Consider the following 21,035-nt stretch of genomic DNA (forward strand, 5'->3'; position numbering starts at 1 on the left):
ATGCGGGAGAACGGGCGACGAGAATGTCGTCTGACGAACCGGCCCGGCGGCGCGCGGTGCCGCGCCGGGATCGTCGTTCGGTGTCGTGCCGCGTCGAGCTGGCGCGGCGGGCGTGTGGCGAGGGATCGGCCGGGGCGCCGGTTACGCCCGGCCGTGCATCACCCCGCGTTCGTCTGCCAGCCGAGCCCGAGGCTCTTCTGCAGCGATACGTAGTCCTTGATCAGCTCGGCTTGCCCGGCGATCACGTTCTGCTGCGCGGCCAGCGCTTCGCGCTGGGTATCGAGCAGATCGATCATCGATGCGACGCCTGCGCGATAGCGCTGGTCCATCAGCGTGGCCGAATGCGTGGCCGACGTCTGCACCTTGGTGAGCGCGACGACGTGATCGCGCTGGTGCCCGTAGCGTTGCAATGCCGTGTTGGCGTCCTGCAACGCGCCGAGCACCGCCTTCCGATAATTCGCCTGCGCTTCGTCGCGCGACGCCTCGGCCGCGCGCACCGCACCGCGCGTGCGGCCGAAGTCGAGGATGTTCCATTGTAGATACGGCGCGCCGACCCACGTGAAGTTCTGCTTGCGGAACAGGTGGCCCGGGTCCGTCGCGCTGAAACCGAGATCGCCGAGCAGCGTGACCTTCGGGAAATAGTCGGCGACGTGCTCGCCGATCTGCGCGTTGCTCGACGCGAGCCGGCGCTCGGCCGCGCGAATGTCGGGGCGTTGCTTGAGCAACGCGGCCGGATCGCCGACCGGCACGCTGCCCGGCAGCGTCGGCAGCGCCGCGCGCGACGCCGACAGCGCCGCGTCGAGCGCACCGGGCGCGCGTCCGGTCAGGATCGCGAGCCGGTCGAGCGACTCCGTCACCTGCGCATCGAGAGGAATCAGTGACGCACGCGTGTTCTCGACTTGCGTGGTCAGGCGCTCGATGTCCACGTCGGCCGCGGCACCGCGTGCGCGGCGCTGCTGCGTGAGTTCGAGCATCCGCTGTTGCAGCTCGGCCGTGCGCTGTGACAGCGCGAGCCGCTGCTGCCGGTCGCGCAGATCGACGTACGCGGTTGCGACTTCGGCCGCGATCGACACCTGCGTGTCGGCGAGGTCGGCGTCGACTGCTTCGGCTTGCGCGGACGCGGCTTCCACCGCACGGCGCGTGCCGCCGAACAGGTCGATTTCCCACGTCGCATCGAAGCCGGCCGAATAGAGCTGCAGCGGACCGGTGCCGCCGAACGACGGCGATGAACCGTCCGGCTGGTTCGAATTGCCGGACGGCAGCAACGAGCCGAGCGCACTGACGTCCGGTTCGCGCATGCGGATCGCGGCGACGGTGGCCGACGATTTCGGCAACTGCGCCGCACGCTGTTGCGACAGCTGCGCGCGCGCTGCGCGCAGCCGCGCCTGCGCCGCATGCACATCGGGGTTGTGCGCGAGCGCGGCGGCGATCAGGTCGTCGAGCTGGCGATCGTTGAGCGCATGCCACCATGCGCTCGGCGCGGGGGCGGCGGTATCGATGCCGGTAGCCGGCGCACGCACGAAGGTCGGCGCGTCGGGTGCCGCAGGCGCGCCGCGGTAGTCGGGGCCGACGGTGCAGCCGGCGAGCACGCACGCGGCCGCGCACAGCGCGAGCGCAGGATGGCGGGGCAGGGAGAAGGGCTTCATCGCGTAAGACGGTTCAATGGCCGGACGACGCCGGCTGCGGGCCGCGCGGCGTCTTCAGCAACAGCGCGAGCGGCACGCACGCGAGCAGCGCGAGGCCGAGCACGTAGAAAGTTTCGGAGTAGGTCATCACGATCGCCTGGATCTGGATCTGCCGCGCGAGCTGGCCGAGCGCGCGCAGGTTCGAATACGCGAGGTCGCCCGTATGCGCGAACCAGTTCGCCGCATATGCCGACAGCCGTTCCTGCCCGATCAGCGAATTCGCGCTCACCGATTCGCGAATCGCGGCTGCATGGAAGGTCGTGCGCCGGTCGATCACGGTGCCGATGATCGCGAGTCCGATCGAGCCGCCGAGGTTGCGCGCCATGTTGTAGAGCCCGGCGGCATCGCCGGAATCCTCGCGCGCGACGGCCGCCATCGACGCCTGGTTCAGCGGCATCATCGCGAGCATTTGCGCGACGCCGCGAATCAGCTGCGACCACACGAAATCGTGGCCGACGCTCTGCGCGGTCAGGCTGATGTCGAGCATGCAGCTCAGGCAGAACAGCAGCAGCCCCGCGATGACGAGAATGCGGAAGTCGACCTTGCCGAGCAGGCGCGGCAGGATCGGCATCACGAGAAACGCGGGCAGGCCCGACAGCAGCATGATCGCGCCCGCCTGCTCCGCGTTGTAGCCCGCGACGATCGCGAGGAACTGCGGCAGCAGGTACGACACGCCGTACAACCCGGCGCCGACCGCGGACACGATCACGATCACGCTCGCATAGCGCGGATTGCGCATCAGCGACAGGCGCATGATCGGCCGCTTCGCGAAACGCTGCGACAGCGCGATCAGGATCATCCCGGCGAGCGACACGTAGCTCAGCGTGACGATCATCTGCGATTCGAACCAGCGTTCGCGCTGACCTTCCTCGAGCACGACCGTCAGCGAGCTGAGCCCGATCGCGAGGCCCGCGATCCCGAGCCAGTCCGCGTTGAAGAACGTGGTCCATTGAGGCTTGTCAGACGGCAGTCCGAATACCAGCAGCGCCATCAGCAGCAGGCACACCGGCAGGTTCAGGAAGAAGCACCAGCTCCAGCTGACGTTCTCCGCGAGCCAGCCGCCGAGCACGGGGCCGAACAGCGGGCCGAGCAGCACGATCAGCCCGAACAGCGTCATCCCGACCGGCAGCTGCGACAGCGGCAGCCGCGTGCGGATGATGGTTTGCGCGGTCGGGATCAACGCACCGCCCGTGAAGCCCTGACCGATGCGTCCGGCGATCATCATGGCGAGCGAATTCGACCAGCCGCACATCATCGAGAACGCGATGAACAGCGCCGCGTTCGTCAGCAGGAAGTTACGGAGTCCGAACACGCGCGTGAGCCACGCGGCAAGCGGAATCATCACGATTTCCGACATCAGGTAGCCGGTCGAGATCCACGTGCCTTCGGTGCCGGTCGCGCCGATTTCGCCCTGGATCTGCGGCAGCGCGGAGTTCGTGATCGAAATGTCGAGCGTCGCCATCAGCGCGCCGAGCGCGCCGGCCGCGACCGCGATCCAGTCGGTGACGCTCGCGCGGCCTTCGTGCGGCGGGACAGGCGCGGCGGTGTTCGCGGCGTCAGCCATGATGCTTCCCGGCGCCGTCCGGACGCGTGTCGACGTCGACGGTCACGGACAGCCCCGGCACCAGCATCCGCTGCGCGCGCGCGTTCGCGGCGAGGCGGATGCGTACCGGCACGCGCTGCACGATCTTCGTGAAGTTGCCGGTCGCGTTCTCCGGCGGCAGCAGCGCGAATTGCGCGCCGGTGCCGGGCGCGAAGCTGTCGACGGTGCCGGTGAGCGTGTCGTCGGGCAGCGCGTCGACGTGCAGCTCGACGGGCTGGCCGATGCGCATCCGGCCGATCTGCGTTTCCTTGAAGTTCGCGACGAGATAGATCGAATCGACCGGCACGACGGTCAGCAGGCGCGTGCCGGGCTGCACGTACTGCCCGACGCGCACCGTGCGGTCGCCGACGCGTCCGTCGAGCGTGCTGCGCACGATCGTGTTGTCGAGGTCCAGTTGCGCCTGCGCGGCGCTCGCCTGCGCGGCTTCGAGCTGCGCGCGCGCCTGCTGCAGCTGCGCGGTGAACGACGCGATCTGCGTGCGGGCGGCGGCGATCGCCGCGTTGTTCGCGGCGAGCGTCGCGGCGGCCTGGTCGCGCGTGCTCTTCAGATCGGCGACGCGTTCTTGCGTTTCGGCACCGGTCGCCGCGAGCGGCGCATAGCGGACGTATTCGTCGCTCGCGTGCCGCGCGTTGATCTGCGACACCTTCGCCTGCGCTTCGGCCTGCGCGAGATTCGCGCGCTGCTGGCTGATCTCGGCTTCGGCGCGGGCGATGTCGGCGCGGCGCGCGTCGACGGTCGCTGTGGACTGCGCGAGCGCGACCTGGTACTGGCGGAGGTCGAGGCGCACGAGCGGGTCCCCGGCTTTCACGGCCTGGTTGTCGCGAACGTAGACGTCGGTCACGTAGCCGGCGACCTTCGGCGCGGCCGTCATGTTGTCTGCCTGCAGGTACGCGTCGTTGGTGCTTTCGATGAAGCGGCCGACCGTCCACCACCGGCCGAACCATACGGCGCCGCCGATCGCCGCGACCACGACGACGGCGAACACGATGCGCCGCTTCGAGCCGCCGTTGCGCGGCGATGATGCGGTTTCCTGACGGTTTGCTTGCGATGGCGGGTCTTGCTGCGTGGACATGCGGGCATCCAATTTATTCCGATCGGAAGAATTATTCCAGTTGCTAAAATTGTGTCAAGTAGAATGTTGGTCGATCGAATGACGAGGAACGCATGAACGAAGCGAAGAAGCTGCGTCGCACATCGACGAGCGGCTACGCGCGCGGCGACGAGACACGCCAGCGGATCATCGAGGCGGCGATCGAGCTGTTCGGCGAATTCGGATTCGCCGGCGCATCGACGCGCGACATCGCCGCGAAGGCCGGCGTCAACGCGCCGGCGCTGCAGTACTACTTCGAGAACAAGGAAGGCGTCTACCGCGCGTGCGTCGACGCGATGGCCGAACTCGGCTGGAGCGTGCTCGGCCCCGCGATCGAACACGCACGGGCGGTGCTGGACGCCGATGCGGACGTCGATGCGCTGATCGATGCGTTCATCGGCATCCTGCGGATGCTGGCCGACCGGATGTTCACGGCGCCGAAGACGCTCGGGCAGCGGATGTTCTTCGCGCGCGAGCAGCTCGGGCAGGAGCCGGCGAGCGCGACGGAAATCCTGATGAAGCGCGTGCGCAAGCCGCTCAACGACGTGAGCGCCGAACTGATCGGCCGGATTTCGGGCCGTCCGGCGGACGATCCGGTCACGCGGCTGCGGGTGATGAGCCTGTTCGGCCAGTTGACGGTATTCCACCTCGTGCCGCGCTCGGCGTTGCGCCTGCTCGACTGGGACAGCTTCGACGGCGAAGGCGGCGTGCTCGTGATGGCGACCGTTGCCGATCAGACACGCGTGCTGCTCGAGCACTGGCATGCGCAGCGCGGCGCAGCGGGCGGCGACGTGCGCGCCGGCGCGAAACCGGCCGCGCCGGGAGACGCAGCGAAACGCGTTCGGCGCGCGAAGAAAACCGCCGCGCGTTGAGCGCGGCGCTCATCGGAGCAGCCCGGCGCGATGCGCGGCGGCCATGCCGCCGGCCTCCGCGCGATCAGTCCGGCTTGTGTGCCGGTGCAGCGGGCGGCGGCGGTTCGGCAGCCGGCGGGCCGCCCGCGTTGCCGCCGTCCTCGCGGCTGTCGCCGTTCCCGGCCGTGACAGGCTGCGCGGTCGGGTCATACGCGACGACGCTGCGCTGCGGGTTCGCGATCCAGATCCCGCGTTCGCGGAACATCACCGCGATCCGCCGATTGAACTCGCGCTGCACGCCCCAGCGTGCGGAGTCCTTGCATTGCATTTGCCCGGCCAGCGTGATCGTCGCGCCGTCGACCTGATCGACGCCCCAGTAGCTGAAGTCCGACAGGATGCCGTCCTTGTAATCGGGATCGTCGCGCAGCGCGGCGCCGATCTCCTTCAGCGTCGCGATCGCCTGGTCGATGTCCTGCCCGTACGCGATGCTGACCTTGACGGCCGCATTGCCGAGCCCGCGATTCGTGTTGTTGACGGTCGTCACCGAACTGAACGGGATCGTGTACAGCGATCCGTCGCCCGCGCGCAGCCGCACGGTGCGGATTGACAGGTATTCGACCGTGCCCGACACGCCGGCGAGCGTGACCCAGTCGCCGACCTGCATCGCGTTTTCCATCAGCAGGAAGATCCCGGTAATGAAGTCCTGCACGAGCTTCTGCGAGCCGAAGCCGAGCGCGACGCCGAAGATGCTCGCACCGGCAAGCAGCGGCCCGATGTTTACGCCGATTTCGCTCAAGCCCGTCAACACGACGACGAGCGCGATCATGATGAACAGCAGCGAGCGCAGCATCGGCAGCAGCGTGCGCAAGCGCGCCGCGCGCACGAGGTTGCCTTCGCGCGTCCACAGCTGCAGACGGCGCTCGATCGCGATGTTCGCGGCTTCCCACACGATCAGCGCGGCGATGGCCGCGATCGCGATCGTCAACAGCGCCGACGCGAGCCGATGGCCGATCGTGCCGGCCTGAAACGCGTGGAAGATCGGCACGCCCCAGGTCTGCAACAGCAGCATCGCGGTCACGACCGCGATCACCGCCGACACGATCCGCCGCACCAGCGGGTAGTAGCGATACGCGTGCAGATGGACGAGCGTGCGGTCGTCGTCGCGGCGCTGGAACAGCCGCGCGAGCCCGCCGAACACGACGATCGACACGATCCGCATGCCGATCATCACGGCGATCGAGCGGCCGCCGAGCGTGATCAGCACGCGGTAGCCGTTATGGACGTCGAGCGCCCACACGAACCACAACGCCATCACGACGAACACCGACACGGGCGCCCACGCGTCGGCGAGCGCATGGGTGAGCGTCGCGAACGCCGGGCGCGCTTCGCCGGCCGCGCGGATGCGCACGGCGACCGGCTGGCGGCACCGCACGATCAGCGCCGAGATCATCAGGTGGCCGACGAGCGCGACCGCCTTCAGCAGCGCGACGTGACCGGCGTCGCTGAGGCCGAAGCTGCCGGCGATCTCGACCGCGGCCGTGCACGCGCCGACGACGATCACGATCCGCGCGATCGAACGCTGCGCGAACGCGGCCCATGCGTCGCTGATGTGCAGCAGCCGCAGCTGCCGCGCATCGGGCTGGAAGAACAACCGGCTGACGATCGTCACGAGGCGGCAGATCACGTAGATGTCGATCAGCGATTCGAGTGCGGTGTCGGTCGGCGTGCCGGCGCCGTCGAGGACGGACATCGTCAGGCTCGCGACGCCGACGAACACCAGCAGCGGCACCGCGCGCAGCGCGAGGCTGACGAGCGCGCGCGGCATCCGGCGCAGCAGCGTGGTTTGACGCCGCGCGTGGCCGCGGCCTTGCGACGCAGCAGGGCGTGCGCCGGCCGCGGCGGTCGTGTCGGTCGCGTCGCTTGCCGTTGCGGTGCCGGCTGCGGTTGCTGCCGCTTCGTGCGCTGGCGCGGGGTCGTCGCCGGTTCCGGGCGGCTCGGGTTCGACGGGTTCGGCGTCGGTGTGGTCCGACGCTTCGGCGCGCCGCGCGCTCAGCGCGGCGAGTGCACGCCGCAGCAGCCGCTTCGCGAACCATTCGACGACCAGCGCAGGCACCAGCACGGCAACGATGATGGCGAGCGCGCGCGCGAGGTTCGCGCGTGCGTCGGCGTTCGCGAGCCGCTCATGCCACCAGCGGCCGACCGAGCCGACGTCGAGCAGCGAGCGCAGCGATTCGTTCAGCGCGCCGCCGATTTCGCCGGCCCAGCGCGACCCTTGCCGGACGACCATCGACGCGAGCCCGTTCGTCGTGAGCGCGGCGGGGGCGGCGGCCGATGCCGCGCTCGCCGGCGCCGCGCCGCTTGCCGGCAGCGCGGGCGCGCTCAGCACGCCGACGGCCGCGATCGCGCGCAACGTCGTTTCGACCTGTTGGCGCTCGCGCGGGTTTTGCAGCACGGAGAGCGCCTGCTGCGCCTGTTGCGGCGTCAGCACGGGTGCGGCGCTGGAAGCAGCCGATGCGGCGGCGGGAGCGGCCGCCGCATGGGCAGCCGAGACGACGGCGGCGAGCAGCCAGCCGAGCAGGAGGTTTCGCATGGGTGGGCATGCGGGCGCGCGTCGGTGCGTGGCCCGGCGGTCGAGTCGATGGACGGAAGTTAACATGATCGCGATCGGAATCGAATAGTTCCGTCGGCGAACCTTCGCATCGAGCATGGGGAAACCGGATGGGCGGTGCTCGCCGGGTCGCATGCGTCAACGGCAGACGGGGTCCGGCCGATGTCGTTCACGATCCGGAATTCGGGCGGGCGGCTACGGCTGGATCATCGGGCAGCAACGCGGCCCCGGGCGGCAGTCGAGACGGGAACGAAACCTGCGCGGCGGACCGATCCGTTGCAACGCGCGGCTGGTGCTGCGTGAGCGGCTCGGTCCGCTCCGGATTCCTGATGAATCAGTCGTTCTCGTCGTGAAAGACCGGCAGCACATGCTCGGCGAGTTCCTCGACGACCTCGCGCACGGGCCGGTCCGAGCCCGGATTCAGCGTAACGTGGTGCGTGCCGGCCGCTCGCATGTCGCGCAGGATGTCGATCAGCGCATTGCGTCCGGTCGCGTAACCGAGCGACAGCGCGGTGGCCGGCGCGTCGCGATTCGCATCGAGATCGAGCCGCATCGACACGCCGAACGCGCGAAACGCCGGTTGCGCGAGGCGGTCGACGGCCGCGCGCCACATCGAATGACGTGCGCGTTGCGTGTCCGGGTCGCGGTGATACGTCATCCAGCCGATCGCGTGGCGCGCGATCCAGTCGACGCTTTGCCCGCCCGAGCCGACCGCGAGCATCGGGACTGGAGCGCCGCCGCGCGGCAGCAGCGCGAACTCGGGCGCGTCGCGTGGCGTCTCGTCGGGCAGCACGCGGGACGGCACGCCGAGCGCGGCCGCGACGATGTCCCAATGGCGGCGATAGCGATCGCGCCGCGTGTCGGCATCGACGCCGAACGCCGCGTACTCGGGCGGCCGGTCGCCGGAGCCGAGGCCGAGAATGAAGCGCCCGCCGGACAGCGTCGCGACCGACAGCGCGCCTTTCGCGACGTGCAGCGGATGACGCAGCGGCAGCACGATCGCGCCGCTGGCGAGCGCGATCCGGCGCGTGTGCGACGCGAGCGCGCCGAGCAGGACCCACGGATCGAGATGCCCGACCGGGTCGGGGTAGTCGGCGCTGTTCAGCGGCACGTCGCGAATCCACAGCGCGCGAAAGCCGAGCGCATCGGCGAGCGCCGCGAGCTCCAGTTGCTCGTTGAAATCGGCGACGGTCCGGCCGCTGCGCAGCAGCGGCAGCGTCAGGCCGAGCGACAGCCGCTCGGACGCGAACACGCGGCGCGCGGCGTCGGTGCGATCGGGGGCGGGCAGGGTCATGTCGACTCCTTGGAGGCGAGGCGCGCAGGTTCGACGAGCGCGTCGGATCGTTCCAGCATGGGCGGCCGGGATCGCGCGATTGTAAGCGGATCGTCGGCATCGTGCAGATGGGGCGTCCGGCGAGAGCGCATTTCATTCCCGCAACGCCGGCGTCGCGGCCGGCTGCCGATCGCGCGAGCGGTTTGCCGCCGTTTCAGTTTCAGTTTCGAAACATTCGGGCGGATGTGCGGTCGCGCGATCTGCCCCGCGATCATTTGAGGGCCCGTGCAGCCTTGCACTGCGATGCATGGTGCGCTCCTTGCATGTCTGTATGCGCCGTGAGCGCGATCACCGGTGGAGTAAGGCCCGGGCAATCGCTTCAGTGGGTCGGATGCATCGAAGACGGGGACAAGAGAATGAGAACAGACCGAATCGCAACGTGTCGTGTTGCAAACATGAATCGCCGACCTGCTCGTGAGTTCGCTTCGCCGCCGATGACGGCGACGTGAACGCGCGGCTTTCCGTTCCATCCGAACCACGCGGGTTTGTCCCGAACGACGGCGTGCATGCATGACGCACGAGGCCCGGCCGACGCCGGCTGGCCGTCGCGGGGCAACCGCCCGTACACGCAGATGGGCGAGCATGAACTCCGGATCGTCATTCACGCGCACGAGAAACTCGTGCGCGGCGCGCGCCGCATGCATCCGCATGCCGCCCGCGACCGTGCGCGACGAATCGGCAAGACCGGGCCGGGCAGCACGGGAGAGGCGGTGCGGCAATCCGTGCGATATCACGCATACGAAGCTGTAGTCGAGGGGAAGAGTCCGCCGGCCGTACCGCGGCGGCTCCGACGACATTGTGCTGTCAATTGATCCACTACCCCGATGGATCAATTGTTGAAGCGCCCATCGCCATGCGGCTGATGGGCGTCTTTTTTTGAGGTGCCGGATTTTGAGGTCCCGGATGCCCGCGCGGACCGCGGCCCGATCGCGCGGCGTTCGGTATCATGTGCTCGCAGCGTCGGCTGCCTGTGCGTTCGCACCGGCGGCCGGCGCCCGAACATGCGCCGCCGACATGAACGACACCGACTTGCACGACCCCCCATCCGCCGGCATCGAACCGGACGCGCTCGATGCGTTGCACACGTTCGTCGAGCGCCATCCGCGGCTGCTCGTGCTCACCGGCGCGGGCATCAGCACGGATTCCGGCATTCCGGGCTATCGCGACCGGAACGGTCAATGGATGCGCTCGCCGCCGATCCAGCTTCACGAATTCCTCGGCTCCGACGCCGCGCGCCGGCGCTACTGGGCGCGCAGCATGATCGGCTGGCCCGTGGTCGGCCGCGCGCGGCCGAACCGTGCGCACGTCGCGCTCGCGCGGCTCGGCGGCAGCGGCCGGATCGAGCGGCTCGTCACGCAGAACGTCGACGGCCTTCATCAGCGCGCCGGCAGCAGCGACGTAATCGAACTGCATGGCGGGATCCACGGCGTCACGTGCATCGATTGCGGCGCGCATCACGCGCGCGCGGCGATCCAGGCCGTGCTGGAGACGGATAACCCCGAACTGCTGGGCGCACAGGCCGAACCAGCCGCCGACGGCGACGCGCACCTCGAATGGGCTGCGCTCGACACGTTCCGCATCCCGGCCTGCCCTGCATGCGGCGGGCTGCTGAAGCCGGCGGTGGTGTTCTTCGGCGAGAACGTGCCGCGCGAACGCGTCGCGCTGGCGTCGCAGGCGCTCGACGCGGCCGACGCGCTGCTGGTGGTCGGCTCGTCGCTGATGGTGTATTCCGGCTACCGGTTCTGCGTGTGGGCGCAGGCACAGAACAAGCCCGTCGCCGCGCTGAACCTCGGCCATACGCGCGCCGATCCGATGCTGACGCTGAAGGTCGAAGCGCGCTGCGCGCCCGCGCTCGATGCACTGAATGCGCGGCTCGGCATCGCCGGCAGCGCGGCGGAGCGTGCATCGTGACCGGGCCGGCGGCATCGCCCGATCCGTCCGCGCGGCTGTCGGCGCCGGCCGCGGAACGCAATCGCGGGCCGATCCTCGACGTGCTGCGCCGCGTGCTGCCGGCGAGCGGCAGTGTGCTCGAGATCGCGAGCGGCACCGGGCAGCATGCGGTCCATTTCGCGCAGGCGCTGCCCGCGCTGCGCTGGCAACCGAGCGACCCCGACGCGCACGCGCGCCGCTCGATCGCCGCGTGGGCCGCGCATGCGGGGCTCGCGAACCTGGCCGAACCGCTCGCGTTCGACGTGCGCGATCCCGTATGGCCGGCCGCGGCGCTCGACGCGATCGTCTGCATCAACATGATCCACATCTCGCCGTGGTCCTGTACCGACGCGCTGTTCGCCGGCGCGTCGCGCGTGCTGCGCCCCGGCGGCATATTGTTCCTGTACGGTCCGTATCGCCGCGAAGGCCGCCACACGGCGCCGTCCAACGAAGCGTTCGACCAGCAGCTGCGCAGCCGCGATCCTTCGTGGGGCGTGCGCGATCTCGAGGCGGTGGTCGCGCTCGGCCTCGATCGCGGGCTGGACTGCATCGAGGTCGTCGAAATGCCTGCCAACAACCTGAGCGTCGTGTTCCGGCGCCTGCCGCACGCCGAGCAATGACGCGCCGGCGCGCATCACGGCCGGGTTTCCACTATCCTTTCGCCTGTGCGCGCGACCCGGTTCGGGTCGCGCCCCGTTTTTTCCGGAGAATTGACTAATGGGCAAACAAGCAATCGGTGTGATCGGGCTCGCGGTGATGGGGCGCAATCTCGCACTCAATATCGAGAGCCGCGGTTACGCGGTGTCGGTGTACAACCGCAGCCGCGAGAAAACCGACGAACTGATCGCCGAATTCCCCGGCCGCAACCTGGTGCCGACCTACACGCTGGAAGAGTTTGTCGCGTCGCTCGAAACGCCGCGCCGGATTCTGATGATGGTGAAGGCCGGCGAAGCGACCGATGCGACGATCGCATCGCTCAAGCCGCTGCTCGAGAAGGGCGACGTGCTGATCGACGGCGGCAACACGTACTTCACCGACACGATCCGCCGCAACCAGGAGCTCGCGCAATCGGGCCTGCACTTCATCGGCACCGGCGTGTCGGGCGGCGAGGAGGGCGCGCTGCGCGGCCCGTCGATCATGCCGGGCGGCCAGCGCGACGCGTACGACCTCGTCGAGCCGATCCTCAAGCAGATCGCGGCGAAGGCGCCGTCGGACGGCGAGCCGTGCGTCGCGTACATGGGGCCGGACGGCGCGGGCCACTACGTGAAGATGGTCCACAACGGGATCGAGTATGGCGACATGCAGCTGATCGCCGAGAGCTATGCGGTGCTGAAGAACGTCGCGGGCCTGACCAACGACGAACTCGGCGCGGTGTATACCGAGTGGAACCAGGGCGAGCTCGACAGCTACCTGATCGAGATCACGTCGAAGATCTTCGGCAAGAAGGACGACGAAACCGGCAAGCATCTGGTCGACGTGATCCTCGATCGCGCCGCGCAGAAGGGCACCGGCAAGTGGACGAGCCAGAACGCGCTGGATCTCGGCGTGCCGCTGCCGCTCATCACCGAGTCGGTGTTCGCGCGCGTGCTGTCGTCATTGAAGACCGAGCGCGTTGCGGCCAGCAAGATCCTGTCGGGCCCGGCCGCCGCGCCGTTCGCCGGCGATCGTGCGGCATTCATCGAAGCGGTGCGCCGCGCGCTGTACCTGAGCAAGGTGATCTCGTACGCGCAGGGCTTCGCGCAGCTGCGCACGGCGTCCGAGGAATACGGCTGGAACCTCGATCTCGGCACGATCGCGAAGATTTTCCGCGCGGGCTGCATCATCCGCGCGCGCTTCCTGCAGAAGATCACGGACGCCTACGCCAAGGATCCGGCGCTTGCGAACCTGCTGCTCGACCCGTACTTCAAGGACATCGCCGCGAACTACCAGGCGTCGCTGCGCGACGTCGTGGTGGCCGCGGTGAAGGCCGGCGTGCCGGTGCCGGCGTTCGCGTCGGCGGTCGCGTACTTCGACAGCTACCGGTCCGAGCGACTGCCGGCGAACCTTGTGCAGGCGCAGCGAGACTTCTTCGGCGCGCACACGTTCGAGCGCACCGACAAGCCGGGCAGCTTCCACGCGAACTGGTCGTAACCGGCGGGCGAGGCGGCATTGTTGCGAAATTCTATTCTTTGAGTAGGGTTTTTGAGTCCCGGATCCTGGAATTGTTGGCTCCGCGGAAACAGTGTTTTCGTTCTTTCATGGTTTTCCCTAGGTGATCTCCGGACTAAACTTTGATCAATCGCTGCAGACATGGTGTGTGCGGCGAAGCAAAAAAACCCGGAGGTAATCATGAAATCGCTGATCGCAACGTTCGCTGCAGCTGCTGTCCTCGCCGTTCCCGCCGTTTCGTTCGCCCAACAGAACGCGCCCGTCACCCGTGCACAGGTGAAGGCCGAACTGTCCGCGCTGCAACAAGCCGGCTACAAGCTGGGCAGCGACCGCACCGACTATCCGGCAGGCATCCAGGCAGCTGAAGCGCGTTTGAACCCGCAGCAAAACGTCGCCGCCGCAGATACGAGCGGCTACGGTGCGCAACCGGTGGCCCAGCAAGAGTCGGGCGCTCCTGCAGCCGCCAAGACCGGCTGGCAGGTCAAGCGCGTGTCGGATGGCGCACCGGTCTACAAGGGTCGTTAATCGATCGTTGATCGGCCGCCGATCGTAGGCCGCCTACGCGGCCTGATCGGGTCCGAGCAGTACATGCAGCCCGCCGTTCCGCATCGCGGAACGGCGGGCTGTTTTCATGGGCGGCGCCCGGTCGCGTCAGTGCAGCGGCCTCGGGCCGCGGCCAAGATCCCGGAACAGCGCATCGGCGGGCTCCAGCGCCTGGAGCCATGCTTCGTCGTAGCCGCTGAGCGTGGCGAGCGCATCGCGCAGCCGCTCGATCGCGAGCACCGGCAGCTCGACGCTGTGCCGGGTCGCGCCGCTCAAGTGCGCGACGCTCGCAAGCTGGACGAGCGCGTCCGCGGCTTCCGCGACGTCGGTCGCGAACAGCAGATGCCGGTTGAGCAATTCGACGAGGCCGCTGGAACCGGCGAAATCCTCGGCGTTGAGCTGCACGGACACAAACGTCGCGTTGTTCATCGTTATCTCCTCGTTGTCGGAATCGCGCGGTGCATCTCCGAGTATAGGAGGCCGGGGGCGGCAGTCACCGCGCAACAGGCAGGGACGCGGTGGAATGCGGCGGCATGGGCGGCCCTGCACGCCGCGTGGCGCGGCGCGACGCTGCCCGGCGCTCGTCGCAGCCACGCAAGAATGTTGCCGGATCCGGCCGCTGTCGCGGCCCCGACCGCGACAAATGGTATCTTTGCCGATCGGGACGACGCGAAAAAGGCGCGAAAAAGGGGCCGATGAGCCCTTTCGAGCCGGCGTCCCGCCGTGGAAACTGCCGGCCGCGACAGCGGTCGGATACTGGTTGGTCCGGCCGTCCGGCCGGACATCGTGCGTCGCATGCCGGAGGGCGGTGGGCGGCGCAACGACGCAAATCCGGGAGGACCCTTGAGAAAAACGATTCCGATCCACGATGCGCTGACGCGCTGGCTGCCGCAGGCGGCGTTCGTCGTCGCGGCCGCGGCGCTGACGGGCTGCACGATGACGCCGTGGACCGACAACTGGCAGCCCGTGCGGCCGTCGACGCCGACGTCGGCCGCGACGCCGGGCGTGATCGCCGGCTATTACCGCGTGAATCCGGGCGACACGCTCGCCGGCATCGCGGCCGCGTACGGACAGCGCGTGCAGGACGTGGCGAGCTGGAACCACATGTCGCCGAACGACGCCGTGTCACCCGGCCAGGTGCTGCGCGTCGCGCCGCCGCCGGCCGCGACGTCGCTCGCGCAGCCGCCTGCCGCGGCCGCGCAGCCGGGCTCGCTCGCATGGCCGGCGACGGGCTCCGTCGTCACGCCGTTCTCGGCCGGCAAGACGCGCGGCATCGTGATTGCCGCGTCCGGGCCCGACCATTCGGTGCGGGCCGCGGCAAACGGGCGAGTGGTCTACGCCGGGTCGGGCGTGAAGGCGTACGGCCCGCTCGTGATCCTGAAGCATGAAAACGGGCTCATCACCGCGTACGGGCACAACGGCAAGCTGCTCGTCAACGAAGGCGATGCGGTGCGCGCGGGCCAGCCGGTCGCCGAGATGGGCACCGACGCGAGCGGCCGCGCGACGTTCGAGTTCGAAGTCCGGCAGAACGGCAAGGCCGTCGATCCGCTGAACTTCCTGCCGCGCAACGGCGGCTGACGGGCCACATCGCGACGTGTGCGCCGCACGGCGCACACGCTTGCGCCTTCATCCTTCCTTAAGCTGCGCGGCGTCAGACTGTCTCGCATGATTGCCGAGCCAGCGAATCCCCAGTGCGAGCCCCGCCGCGCCGAGCGCGATCAGCGAACATTGAATGGCGACCGGCAGGTAGCCGTGCGGCCGCGGATCGACGAACGGATACGGATACCAGTTCTCCACCGCGCCGCGCACGAGCGTGTACCCGAGATAGACCACCGGAAAGCCGAGCCATGCGAATGCACTGCGCCGCGGGACCGGCGAGCGCGGCTCCACGTACAACCAGTCGCACAGCACCACGAACGGCACGATCCGGTGCAACACCCAGTTGTTGAATGCCGGCGTGATGTGGTGCAGCGCATCGAGCCGCGCGAGCAGCAGCTCGTACACGATCGCGGTGATCAGCATGTACAGCACGGCGGCGCCGCGCATCGATTCGTAGCGCGCCGAGCCGGCGCGCGTGACGTGCGACAGCCCCGCGACGAGCATCGCGGCCGCATACAGGCTGCTCAGTTGCGTGAAGTAGCTCAGGTAGTTGCCGAGATGAAAGGTCGGCGCGTTCCAGTAGTCGGCGACGCTGTGCAGCGTGGTCGACACCGCGAGCAACGCGGCGATCAGCCGGTAGGCCGCAACGAAAAACGCTTTGCTCATGATGCCCGCGCAACGTCGCACGAAAGCTTCATCGTGCCACAGCGGCGCGCGGGCGCGATGCGGATTTTCCTTATGAAGCGGCCGTCACGCGGGGCACCGCGGATTCTTCGGATATTTGATCGGGTCGTGCAATCGCGGCCGTGCGTGACGCTACAATCGTGGCAGCCGTCCGGCACCGGCCAGCCGCGGCATGTGCCCGCCCCGCATACCACACGAGAAACACGAGACAAAGCATGAAAAACATCCTCGCGAAACAGACGCGCTACAGTTCGCCGGCCATCTTTTTCCACTGGGCCATCTTCCTGCTGGTCGCGCTGGCCTATCTGGCCATCGAGATTCGCGGACCGAAAGGCAGCGACAGTCGCGCGTTCTGGATGAACGTCCACTTCCTCGCGGGGACGTCCGTGCTCGTATTGTCGGTGCTGCGCGTCGTGTGGCGTGTGATCAGCCGCGTGCCGGAGCCGATTCCGCAGGCGACGCTGCTGAAGTGGCTGTCGAAGCTCGCGCATGTCGCGTTGTACGTATTCATCATCGCGCAGCCGTTGCTCGGGATCATGATGATCAACATGGGTGGCAAGCCGGTGTCGCTCGACTGGATCGGCGTGTCGTTCACGCTGTTCGGCCCGGACAAGGCGCTGCGGCCGACGATCAAGGAAGTGCACGAACTGATCGGCAACGCGTTCTATTTCGTGATCGGCCTGCATGCGCTCGCCGCGCTCTACCACCATTTCATCCGGCGCGACGACGTGCTGCGGCGCATGGCGCCGTGATCGCCGCGCGGTCGACGCGCGCCGCAGCCCGGGGGCGCATGGTTGTGCCGACAACCATGCGCCCCCGGTTCGTTTACCGACCAGCGCGGCTGGCCAGTACGGCGAACATTCTGTAACATCTCGGCTGTTTTTACAGTCCGCTTACGCATCGCCGCGCATGCTGCACCGACAACGTCACCTGACCGCCTGGCTCGGCGTGTTCGCGATCTGGCTCGCGATCGCGGCGCCGCTGGTGTCGCAGTGGCGCATCGCGCACGCAGCCACGCCCGACGCGCCCGTCTGCAGCGCCGAGCATCGCGCGACCCGCGCGGCCGCCGCGCACGAACATGCGCTGCATCTCGATGCGTGCGGCTATTGCGGCTTCTTCGCGCACACGCCGGCAGCCGGCGGCGCGGCCACCGCATCGTTCTCGGTCGTCCCCTTCACAACCGTGTCCGCCGCCGCGCCGCCTGCCGGCGCGGCGCGCGCCGAACGCTATCCGCGCGCTTACCCGCGCGCACCGCCCGAGCGCGCCTGACGCGCTGTCTTCCGTTCCTTTCATCGCCGATATCCGCGCGGTCCGTCGAGGCCGTGTGGAGGGCGTCACTCGGGCTTTCGACCATGACCGTTTTTTCGTTGCGCGCGCCGACGGCGTCGCGCCATTCCCGTGCGCGGCGCGTGCCGCGCATGCTGACATTCACCGTTCCCGCGCTGGCCGCCGGCGCGATGACCGCCGCGGCGGCGGCCGAAACCGCGCGTGCCGCGGCCGGCGTGCCGGCCGATGACGCGGCTGCGCTACTGCCGTCCGTCGAGGTCGTCGCGTCGCCGCTGACGACGCCGCTCGTCGTCGTCACCGATCCGAAGACACCGCGCCAGCCGCTGCCGGCGAGCGACGGCGCGGACTATCTGAAGACGATCCCCGGCTTCACGTCGATCCGCAGCGGCGGCACGAACGGCGACCCCGTACTGCGCGGGATGTTCGGTTCGCGGCTGAACATTCTCGCGAACGGATTGCCGACACTCGGTGCGTGCCCGAACCGGATGGATGCGCCGACTTCGTATATCGCGCCGGAAAGCTATGACAAGGTCACGGTCGTGAAAGGCCCGCAGACCGTGCTGTACGGCCCCGGCGCATCGGCCGGCACCGTGCTGTTCGAACGCGTGACGCCGCGTTTCGAGCGCTCCGGCATGCGTTTCGACGGCAGCGTGGTGGGCGGCTCGTTCGGCCGCAACGACCAGAACGTCGACGTGACGGCCGGCACGCCCGACGTCTACGGCCGCGTGACCGCGAATCACGCGCACGCGCAGGACTACGAGGACGGCAACGGCAATACCGTGCCGTCGCAATGGGACAAATGGAACGCGGATGCGGCGCTCGGCTGGACGCCCGACGACCGCACGCGCGTCGAACTGACCGCGGGCACCGGCGACGGCTACGCGCGCTATGCGGGGCGCGGAATGGACGGTGCGCATTTCCGCCGCGAGACGTTCGGCCTGTCGTTCGACAAGCGGCATCTCGGCGACGTGCTCGACCGCGTCGAGGCACGCGTCTACTACAACGAAGCCGACCACGTGATGGACAACAGCACGTTACGGCAACCGGACCCGACCAGCAGCATGCCGATGCGGATGGCGTCCGAGGTGCGGCGTCGCACGCTCGGCGCGCGGGCCGCCGCAACGTTGCGCTTCGGCGACGAATTCAAGCTCGTGAGCGGCGTCGATGCGCAGTCGAACCGGCTCGACGCACGCTCGGCGATGGGGCGGCAGAACTACGGCGACCAGCCGTGGGATGCGCAGGCGACGATGTGGAATGCGGGCGCGTTCGGCGAACTGACGTGGTACGCGAGCGATGCGTCGCGCGTGATCGGCGGCGCGCGCGTCGACTATGCGAGCGCGCGCGACAAGCGTGCGACGACGCGCGGGATGATGGCGAGCAAGCCGAATCCGACCTTCGACGACGAGCGCGCACGCATGCTGCCGAGCGGCTTCGTGCGCTACGAGCGCGATCTCGCGTCGCTGCCGGTCACCTGGTATGCGGGCGTCGGTCACGCGCAACGCTATCCGGACTACTGGGAGCTGTTTTCCGCGAAACGCGGGCCGGCAGGCTCGATCAACGCGTTCTCCGCCGTGCAGCCCGAAAAGACCACGCAGCTCGACATCGGCGCGCAGTACAAGGGCGCCCGCGTCGATGCATGGGTGTCGGCTTACGCCGGCTATGTGCAGGACTACATCCTGTTCGACTACGCGGCCGGGATGATGGGCCCGACCACGCAGGCGACCAACGTCAACGCGCAGATCATGGGCGGCGAAGCCGGCGTGTCCTGGCGGCCGATCGCACCGCTGCGGGTCGAGACGTCGCTCGCGTATGCATGGGGGCGCAATGCGACGAGCGGCGATCCGCTGCCGCAGATGCCGCCGCTCGACGCGCGTGTCGGAGTCGAGTACACGCGCGGCGCATGGTCGGCGGGCGGCCTGTGGCGTATCGTTGCGCCGCAGCATCGCTATGCGCTGAACGAGGGCAACGTGGTCGGCAAGGACTTCGGGCCGAGTGCCGGCTTCGGCGTGCTGTCGCTGCATGCGCAGTACAACGTCAGCAAGCAAGTGCAGATTTCGGTCGGCATCGACAACGTATTGAACAAGGCCTATACCGAGCACCTGAACCTCGCCGGCAACGCGGGTTTCGGCTATCCGGCGAACGCGCCGGTGATGGAGCCGGGGCGCACCGCATGGCTGCGCGTGAGCGCGAAGCTGTAGCGCACGGCGCGCGTGTGCGATGCAGCATGCGCGCGCATGAACGCGATACCGCCCGAACGCGCGCCGCGCGTCAACCGATTAGAGAACCGTATCTAGTCAGCGCGCAAACGTTCGCGACTCGTGATTCACTCCCGCATTCGATGCGCACGGTGTCGCCTGATCGCGACTCGCCGCGCGTATCGATCCTCATTCGCAGTGGCAGCACAATAATCAGGAGAACATGCATGGCCAGATCGATGCGTTCCAGGGTGGCGGCAGGGGCAGTGGCGTGCGCGATGAGCGTCGCGCCGTTTGCGGGGAGCACCGCGATGATGACGCTCGCGACGACGCACGCGGCGATCGCGGCAACCGCGCCGGCGGACGATTACGCGGCGACGCGTTACCCGATCATTCTCGTACACGGGCTCACCGGCACCGACAAATACGCGGGCGTGCTCGATTACTGGTACGGCATTCAGCAGGACCTGGAGCAGCACGGGGCGACGGTGTACGTCGCGAACGTGTCGGGCTTCCAGAGCGACGACGGCCCGAACGGGCGCGGCGAACAACTGCTCGCGTACGTGAAGACGGTGCTCGCTGCGACCGGTGCGACGAAGGTGAACCTGGTCGGACACAGCCAGGGTGGCCTCACGTCGCGCTATGTCGCGGCCGTCGCGCCGGATCTCGTCGCCTCGGTGACGACGATCGGCACGCCGCATCGCGGCTCCGAGTTCGCCGACTTCGTGCAGGGCGTGCTTGCGTACGATCCGACCGGGCTGTCGTCGTCGGTGATCGCCGCGTTCGTCAATGTGTTCGGGATCCTGACGAGCAGCAACCACAACACGAACCAGGACGCGCTCGCCGCGCTGAAGACGCTGACGACGGCGCAGGCCGCGACGTACAACCAGAACTATCCGAGCGCCGGCCTCGGCGCGCCCGGCAGTTGCCAGACGGGCGCGCCGACGGAGACGGTCGGCGGCAATACGCACCTGCTGTATTCGTGGGCCGGCACGGCGATCCAGCCGACGATCTCCGCATTCGGCGTCACCGGCGCGGCCGATACCAGCACGATTCCGGTGATCGATCCGGCCAACGCGCTCGACCTGTCGACGCTCGCGCTGCTCGGCACCGGCACGGTGATGATCAATCGCGGTTCGGGCCAGAACGACGGACTCGTGTCGAAGTGCAGCGCGCTGTACGGGAAGGTGCTGAGCACGAGCTACAAGTGGAACCATCTCGACGAGATCAACCAGTTGCTCGGCGTGCGCGGCGCGTATGCGGAGGATCCGGTTGCGGTGATTCGCACGCATGCGAACCGGCTGAAGCTCGCGGGCGTGTGATCGATGGCCGTACGTGAAGGACGCGCGCCGCGCACGCGGCGTGTGGTGATCTACGGGGCGGTGGGGCTGGCGGCGATGGCCGGCGTCGCGCTGTGGAGCGGCGCGGCGTCGCGGCGCGCCACGGATGCCGCGCAGGCGTCGGCGGCCGCGGCCGCGCC

General features: G+C 68.7%; 17 protein-coding genes and 1 pseudogene. 11 read left to right on the forward strand and 7 right to left on the reverse strand.

Annotated elements, in window-relative coordinates; all coding sequences use genetic code 11:
* Nucleotides 1-158: 158 nt before the first annotated feature.
* The 3 genes from BSE24067_RS23320 to BSE24067_RS23330 are packed head-to-tail and all read right to left on the reverse strand — an operon-like array spanning nucleotide 159 to nucleotide 4,360.
* On the reverse strand, nucleotides 159-1,646 hold the full coding sequence (locus BSE24067_RS23320; RefSeq protein ID WP_151062452.1) for an efflux transporter outer membrane subunit: 1,488 nt from the start codon (nucleotides 1,644-1,646) through the stop codon (nucleotides 159-161).
* A 13-nt stretch (nucleotides 1,647-1,659) separates the two neighbouring features.
* Nucleotides 1,660-3,249 carry a DHA2 family efflux MFS transporter permease subunit gene (locus BSE24067_RS23325; RefSeq protein ID WP_151062451.1) on the reverse strand — a complete coding sequence of 530 codons (1,590 nt, stop codon included), beginning with the start codon at nucleotides 3,247-3,249 and terminating at the stop codon, nucleotides 1,660-1,662.
* Nucleotides 3,242-4,360, reverse strand: coding sequence for an HlyD family secretion protein (locus BSE24067_RS23330; protein ID WP_151062450.1), 1,119 nt, complete (start codon nucleotides 4,358-4,360; stop codon nucleotides 3,242-3,244). The genes BSE24067_RS23325 and BSE24067_RS23330 overlap by 8 nt, the downstream gene beginning before the upstream one ends.
* Nucleotides 4,361-4,452: 92 nt before the next feature.
* Between BSE24067_RS23330 and BSE24067_RS23335 the strand changes: the two genes are divergently transcribed.
* On the forward strand, nucleotides 4,453-5,250 hold the full coding sequence (locus tag BSE24067_RS23335) for a CerR family C-terminal domain-containing protein (protein ID WP_151062449.1): 798 nt from the start codon (nucleotides 4,453-4,455) through the stop codon (nucleotides 5,248-5,250).
* Nucleotides 5,251-5,314: 64 nt separating this feature from the next.
* Here the strand turns inward: BSE24067_RS23335 and BSE24067_RS23340 are convergent, their stop codons facing one another.
* On the reverse strand, nucleotides 5,315-7,819 hold the full coding sequence (locus BSE24067_RS23340; RefSeq protein WP_151062448.1) for a mechanosensitive ion channel family protein: 2,505 nt from the start codon (nucleotides 7,817-7,819) through the stop codon (nucleotides 5,315-5,317).
* Nucleotides 7,820-8,171: 352 nt separating this feature from the next.
* Nucleotides 8,172-9,131 (reverse strand): TIGR03571 family LLM class oxidoreductase, encoded by a 960-nt coding sequence (locus tag BSE24067_RS23345; RefSeq protein ID WP_151062447.1) that lies wholly within the window; start codon nucleotides 9,129-9,131, stop codon nucleotides 8,172-8,174.
* 1,053 nt (nucleotides 9,132-10,184) lie between these two features.
* Between BSE24067_RS23345 and BSE24067_RS23350 the strand changes: the two genes are divergently transcribed.
* From BSE24067_RS23350 to BSE24067_RS23365, 4 genes are all read left to right on the forward strand, one after another.
* Entirely contained in the window at nucleotides 10,185-11,081 is an 897-nt protein-coding gene (locus tag BSE24067_RS23350; RefSeq protein ID WP_151062446.1) for an NAD-dependent protein deacetylase, read from the forward strand.
* Complete coding sequence (locus BSE24067_RS23355) at nucleotides 11,078-11,719, forward strand: DUF938 domain-containing protein (RefSeq protein WP_151062445.1); 642 nt, start codon at nucleotides 11,078-11,080, stop codon at nucleotides 11,717-11,719. Before BSE24067_RS23350 ends, BSE24067_RS23355 begins: the two co-directional genes overlap by 4 nt.
* 97 nt (nucleotides 11,720-11,816) lie before the next feature.
* Nucleotides 11,817-13,229 (forward strand): NADP-dependent phosphogluconate dehydrogenase, encoded by a 1,413-nt coding sequence (gene gndA / locus BSE24067_RS23360; RefSeq protein ID WP_151062444.1) that lies wholly within the window; start codon nucleotides 11,817-11,819, stop codon nucleotides 13,227-13,229.
* Between the two features lie 198 nt (nucleotides 13,230-13,427).
* The gene (locus BSE24067_RS23365) at nucleotides 13,428-13,772 is read left to right on the forward strand and encodes a DUF4148 domain-containing protein (RefSeq protein WP_151062443.1); all 345 of its coding nucleotides are present in this window, start codon (nucleotides 13,428-13,430) and stop codon (nucleotides 13,770-13,772) included.
* 126 nt (nucleotides 13,773-13,898) lie between these two features.
* On the opposite strand, the gene BSE24067_RS23370 is transcribed toward BSE24067_RS23365, so the two are convergent.
* Nucleotides 13,899-14,219 (reverse strand): hypothetical protein, encoded by a 321-nt coding sequence (locus tag BSE24067_RS23370; protein ID WP_151062442.1) that lies wholly within the window; start codon nucleotides 14,217-14,219, stop codon nucleotides 13,899-13,901.
* A 414-nt stretch (nucleotides 14,220-14,633) separates the two neighbouring features.
* On the opposite strand from BSE24067_RS23370, the gene BSE24067_RS23375 reads away from it, so the two are divergent.
* Nucleotides 14,634-15,368: a peptidoglycan DD-metalloendopeptidase family protein gene (locus BSE24067_RS23375; RefSeq protein ID WP_151062441.1), complete on the forward strand. Its 735-nt coding sequence runs from the start codon at nucleotides 14,634-14,636 to the stop codon at nucleotides 15,366-15,368.
* Between the two features lie 48 nt (nucleotides 15,369-15,416).
* On the opposite strand, the gene BSE24067_RS23380 is transcribed toward BSE24067_RS23375, so the two are convergent.
* Nucleotides 15,417-16,055, reverse strand: a complete 639-nt coding sequence (locus tag BSE24067_RS23380) for a Pr6Pr family membrane protein (protein ID WP_151062440.1) — start codon at nucleotides 16,053-16,055, stop codon at nucleotides 15,417-15,419.
* Between the two features lie 233 nt (nucleotides 16,056-16,288).
* Here BSE24067_RS23380 and BSE24067_RS23385 point away from each other — a divergent pair, with 233 nt between their 5' ends.
* The 5 genes and pseudogenes from BSE24067_RS23385 to BSE24067_RS33005 all read left to right on the forward strand — a co-directional run.
* A complete protein-coding gene (locus BSE24067_RS23385) occupies nucleotides 16,289-16,825 on the forward strand; it encodes a cytochrome b (protein WP_151062439.1) in 537 nt (178 codons plus the stop codon).
* Between the two features lie 157 nt (nucleotides 16,826-16,982).
* Complete coding sequence (locus BSE24067_RS23390) at nucleotides 16,983-17,342, forward strand: DUF2946 family protein (protein WP_151062438.1); 360 nt, start codon at nucleotides 16,983-16,985, stop codon at nucleotides 17,340-17,342.
* A gap of 83 nt (nucleotides 17,343-17,425) precedes the next feature.
* Nucleotides 17,426-19,558, forward strand: coding sequence for a TonB-dependent copper receptor (locus BSE24067_RS23395; RefSeq protein WP_151062437.1), 2,133 nt, complete (start codon nucleotides 17,426-17,428; stop codon nucleotides 19,556-19,558).
* A 224-nt stretch (nucleotides 19,559-19,782) separates the two neighbouring features.
* Entirely contained in the window at nucleotides 19,783-20,877 is a 1,095-nt protein-coding gene (locus tag BSE24067_RS23400) for an esterase/lipase family protein (RefSeq protein ID WP_151062436.1), read from the forward strand.
* Between the two features lie 3 nt (nucleotides 20,878-20,880).
* Nucleotides 20,881-21,035: pseudogene (locus BSE24067_RS33005) on the forward strand (lipase secretion chaperone); the annotation flags it as partial.

It is taken from the genome of Burkholderia latens (genome assembly GCF_902499045.1).
GTDB lineage: Bacteria > Pseudomonadota > Gammaproteobacteria > Burkholderiales > Burkholderiaceae > Burkholderia > Burkholderia latens.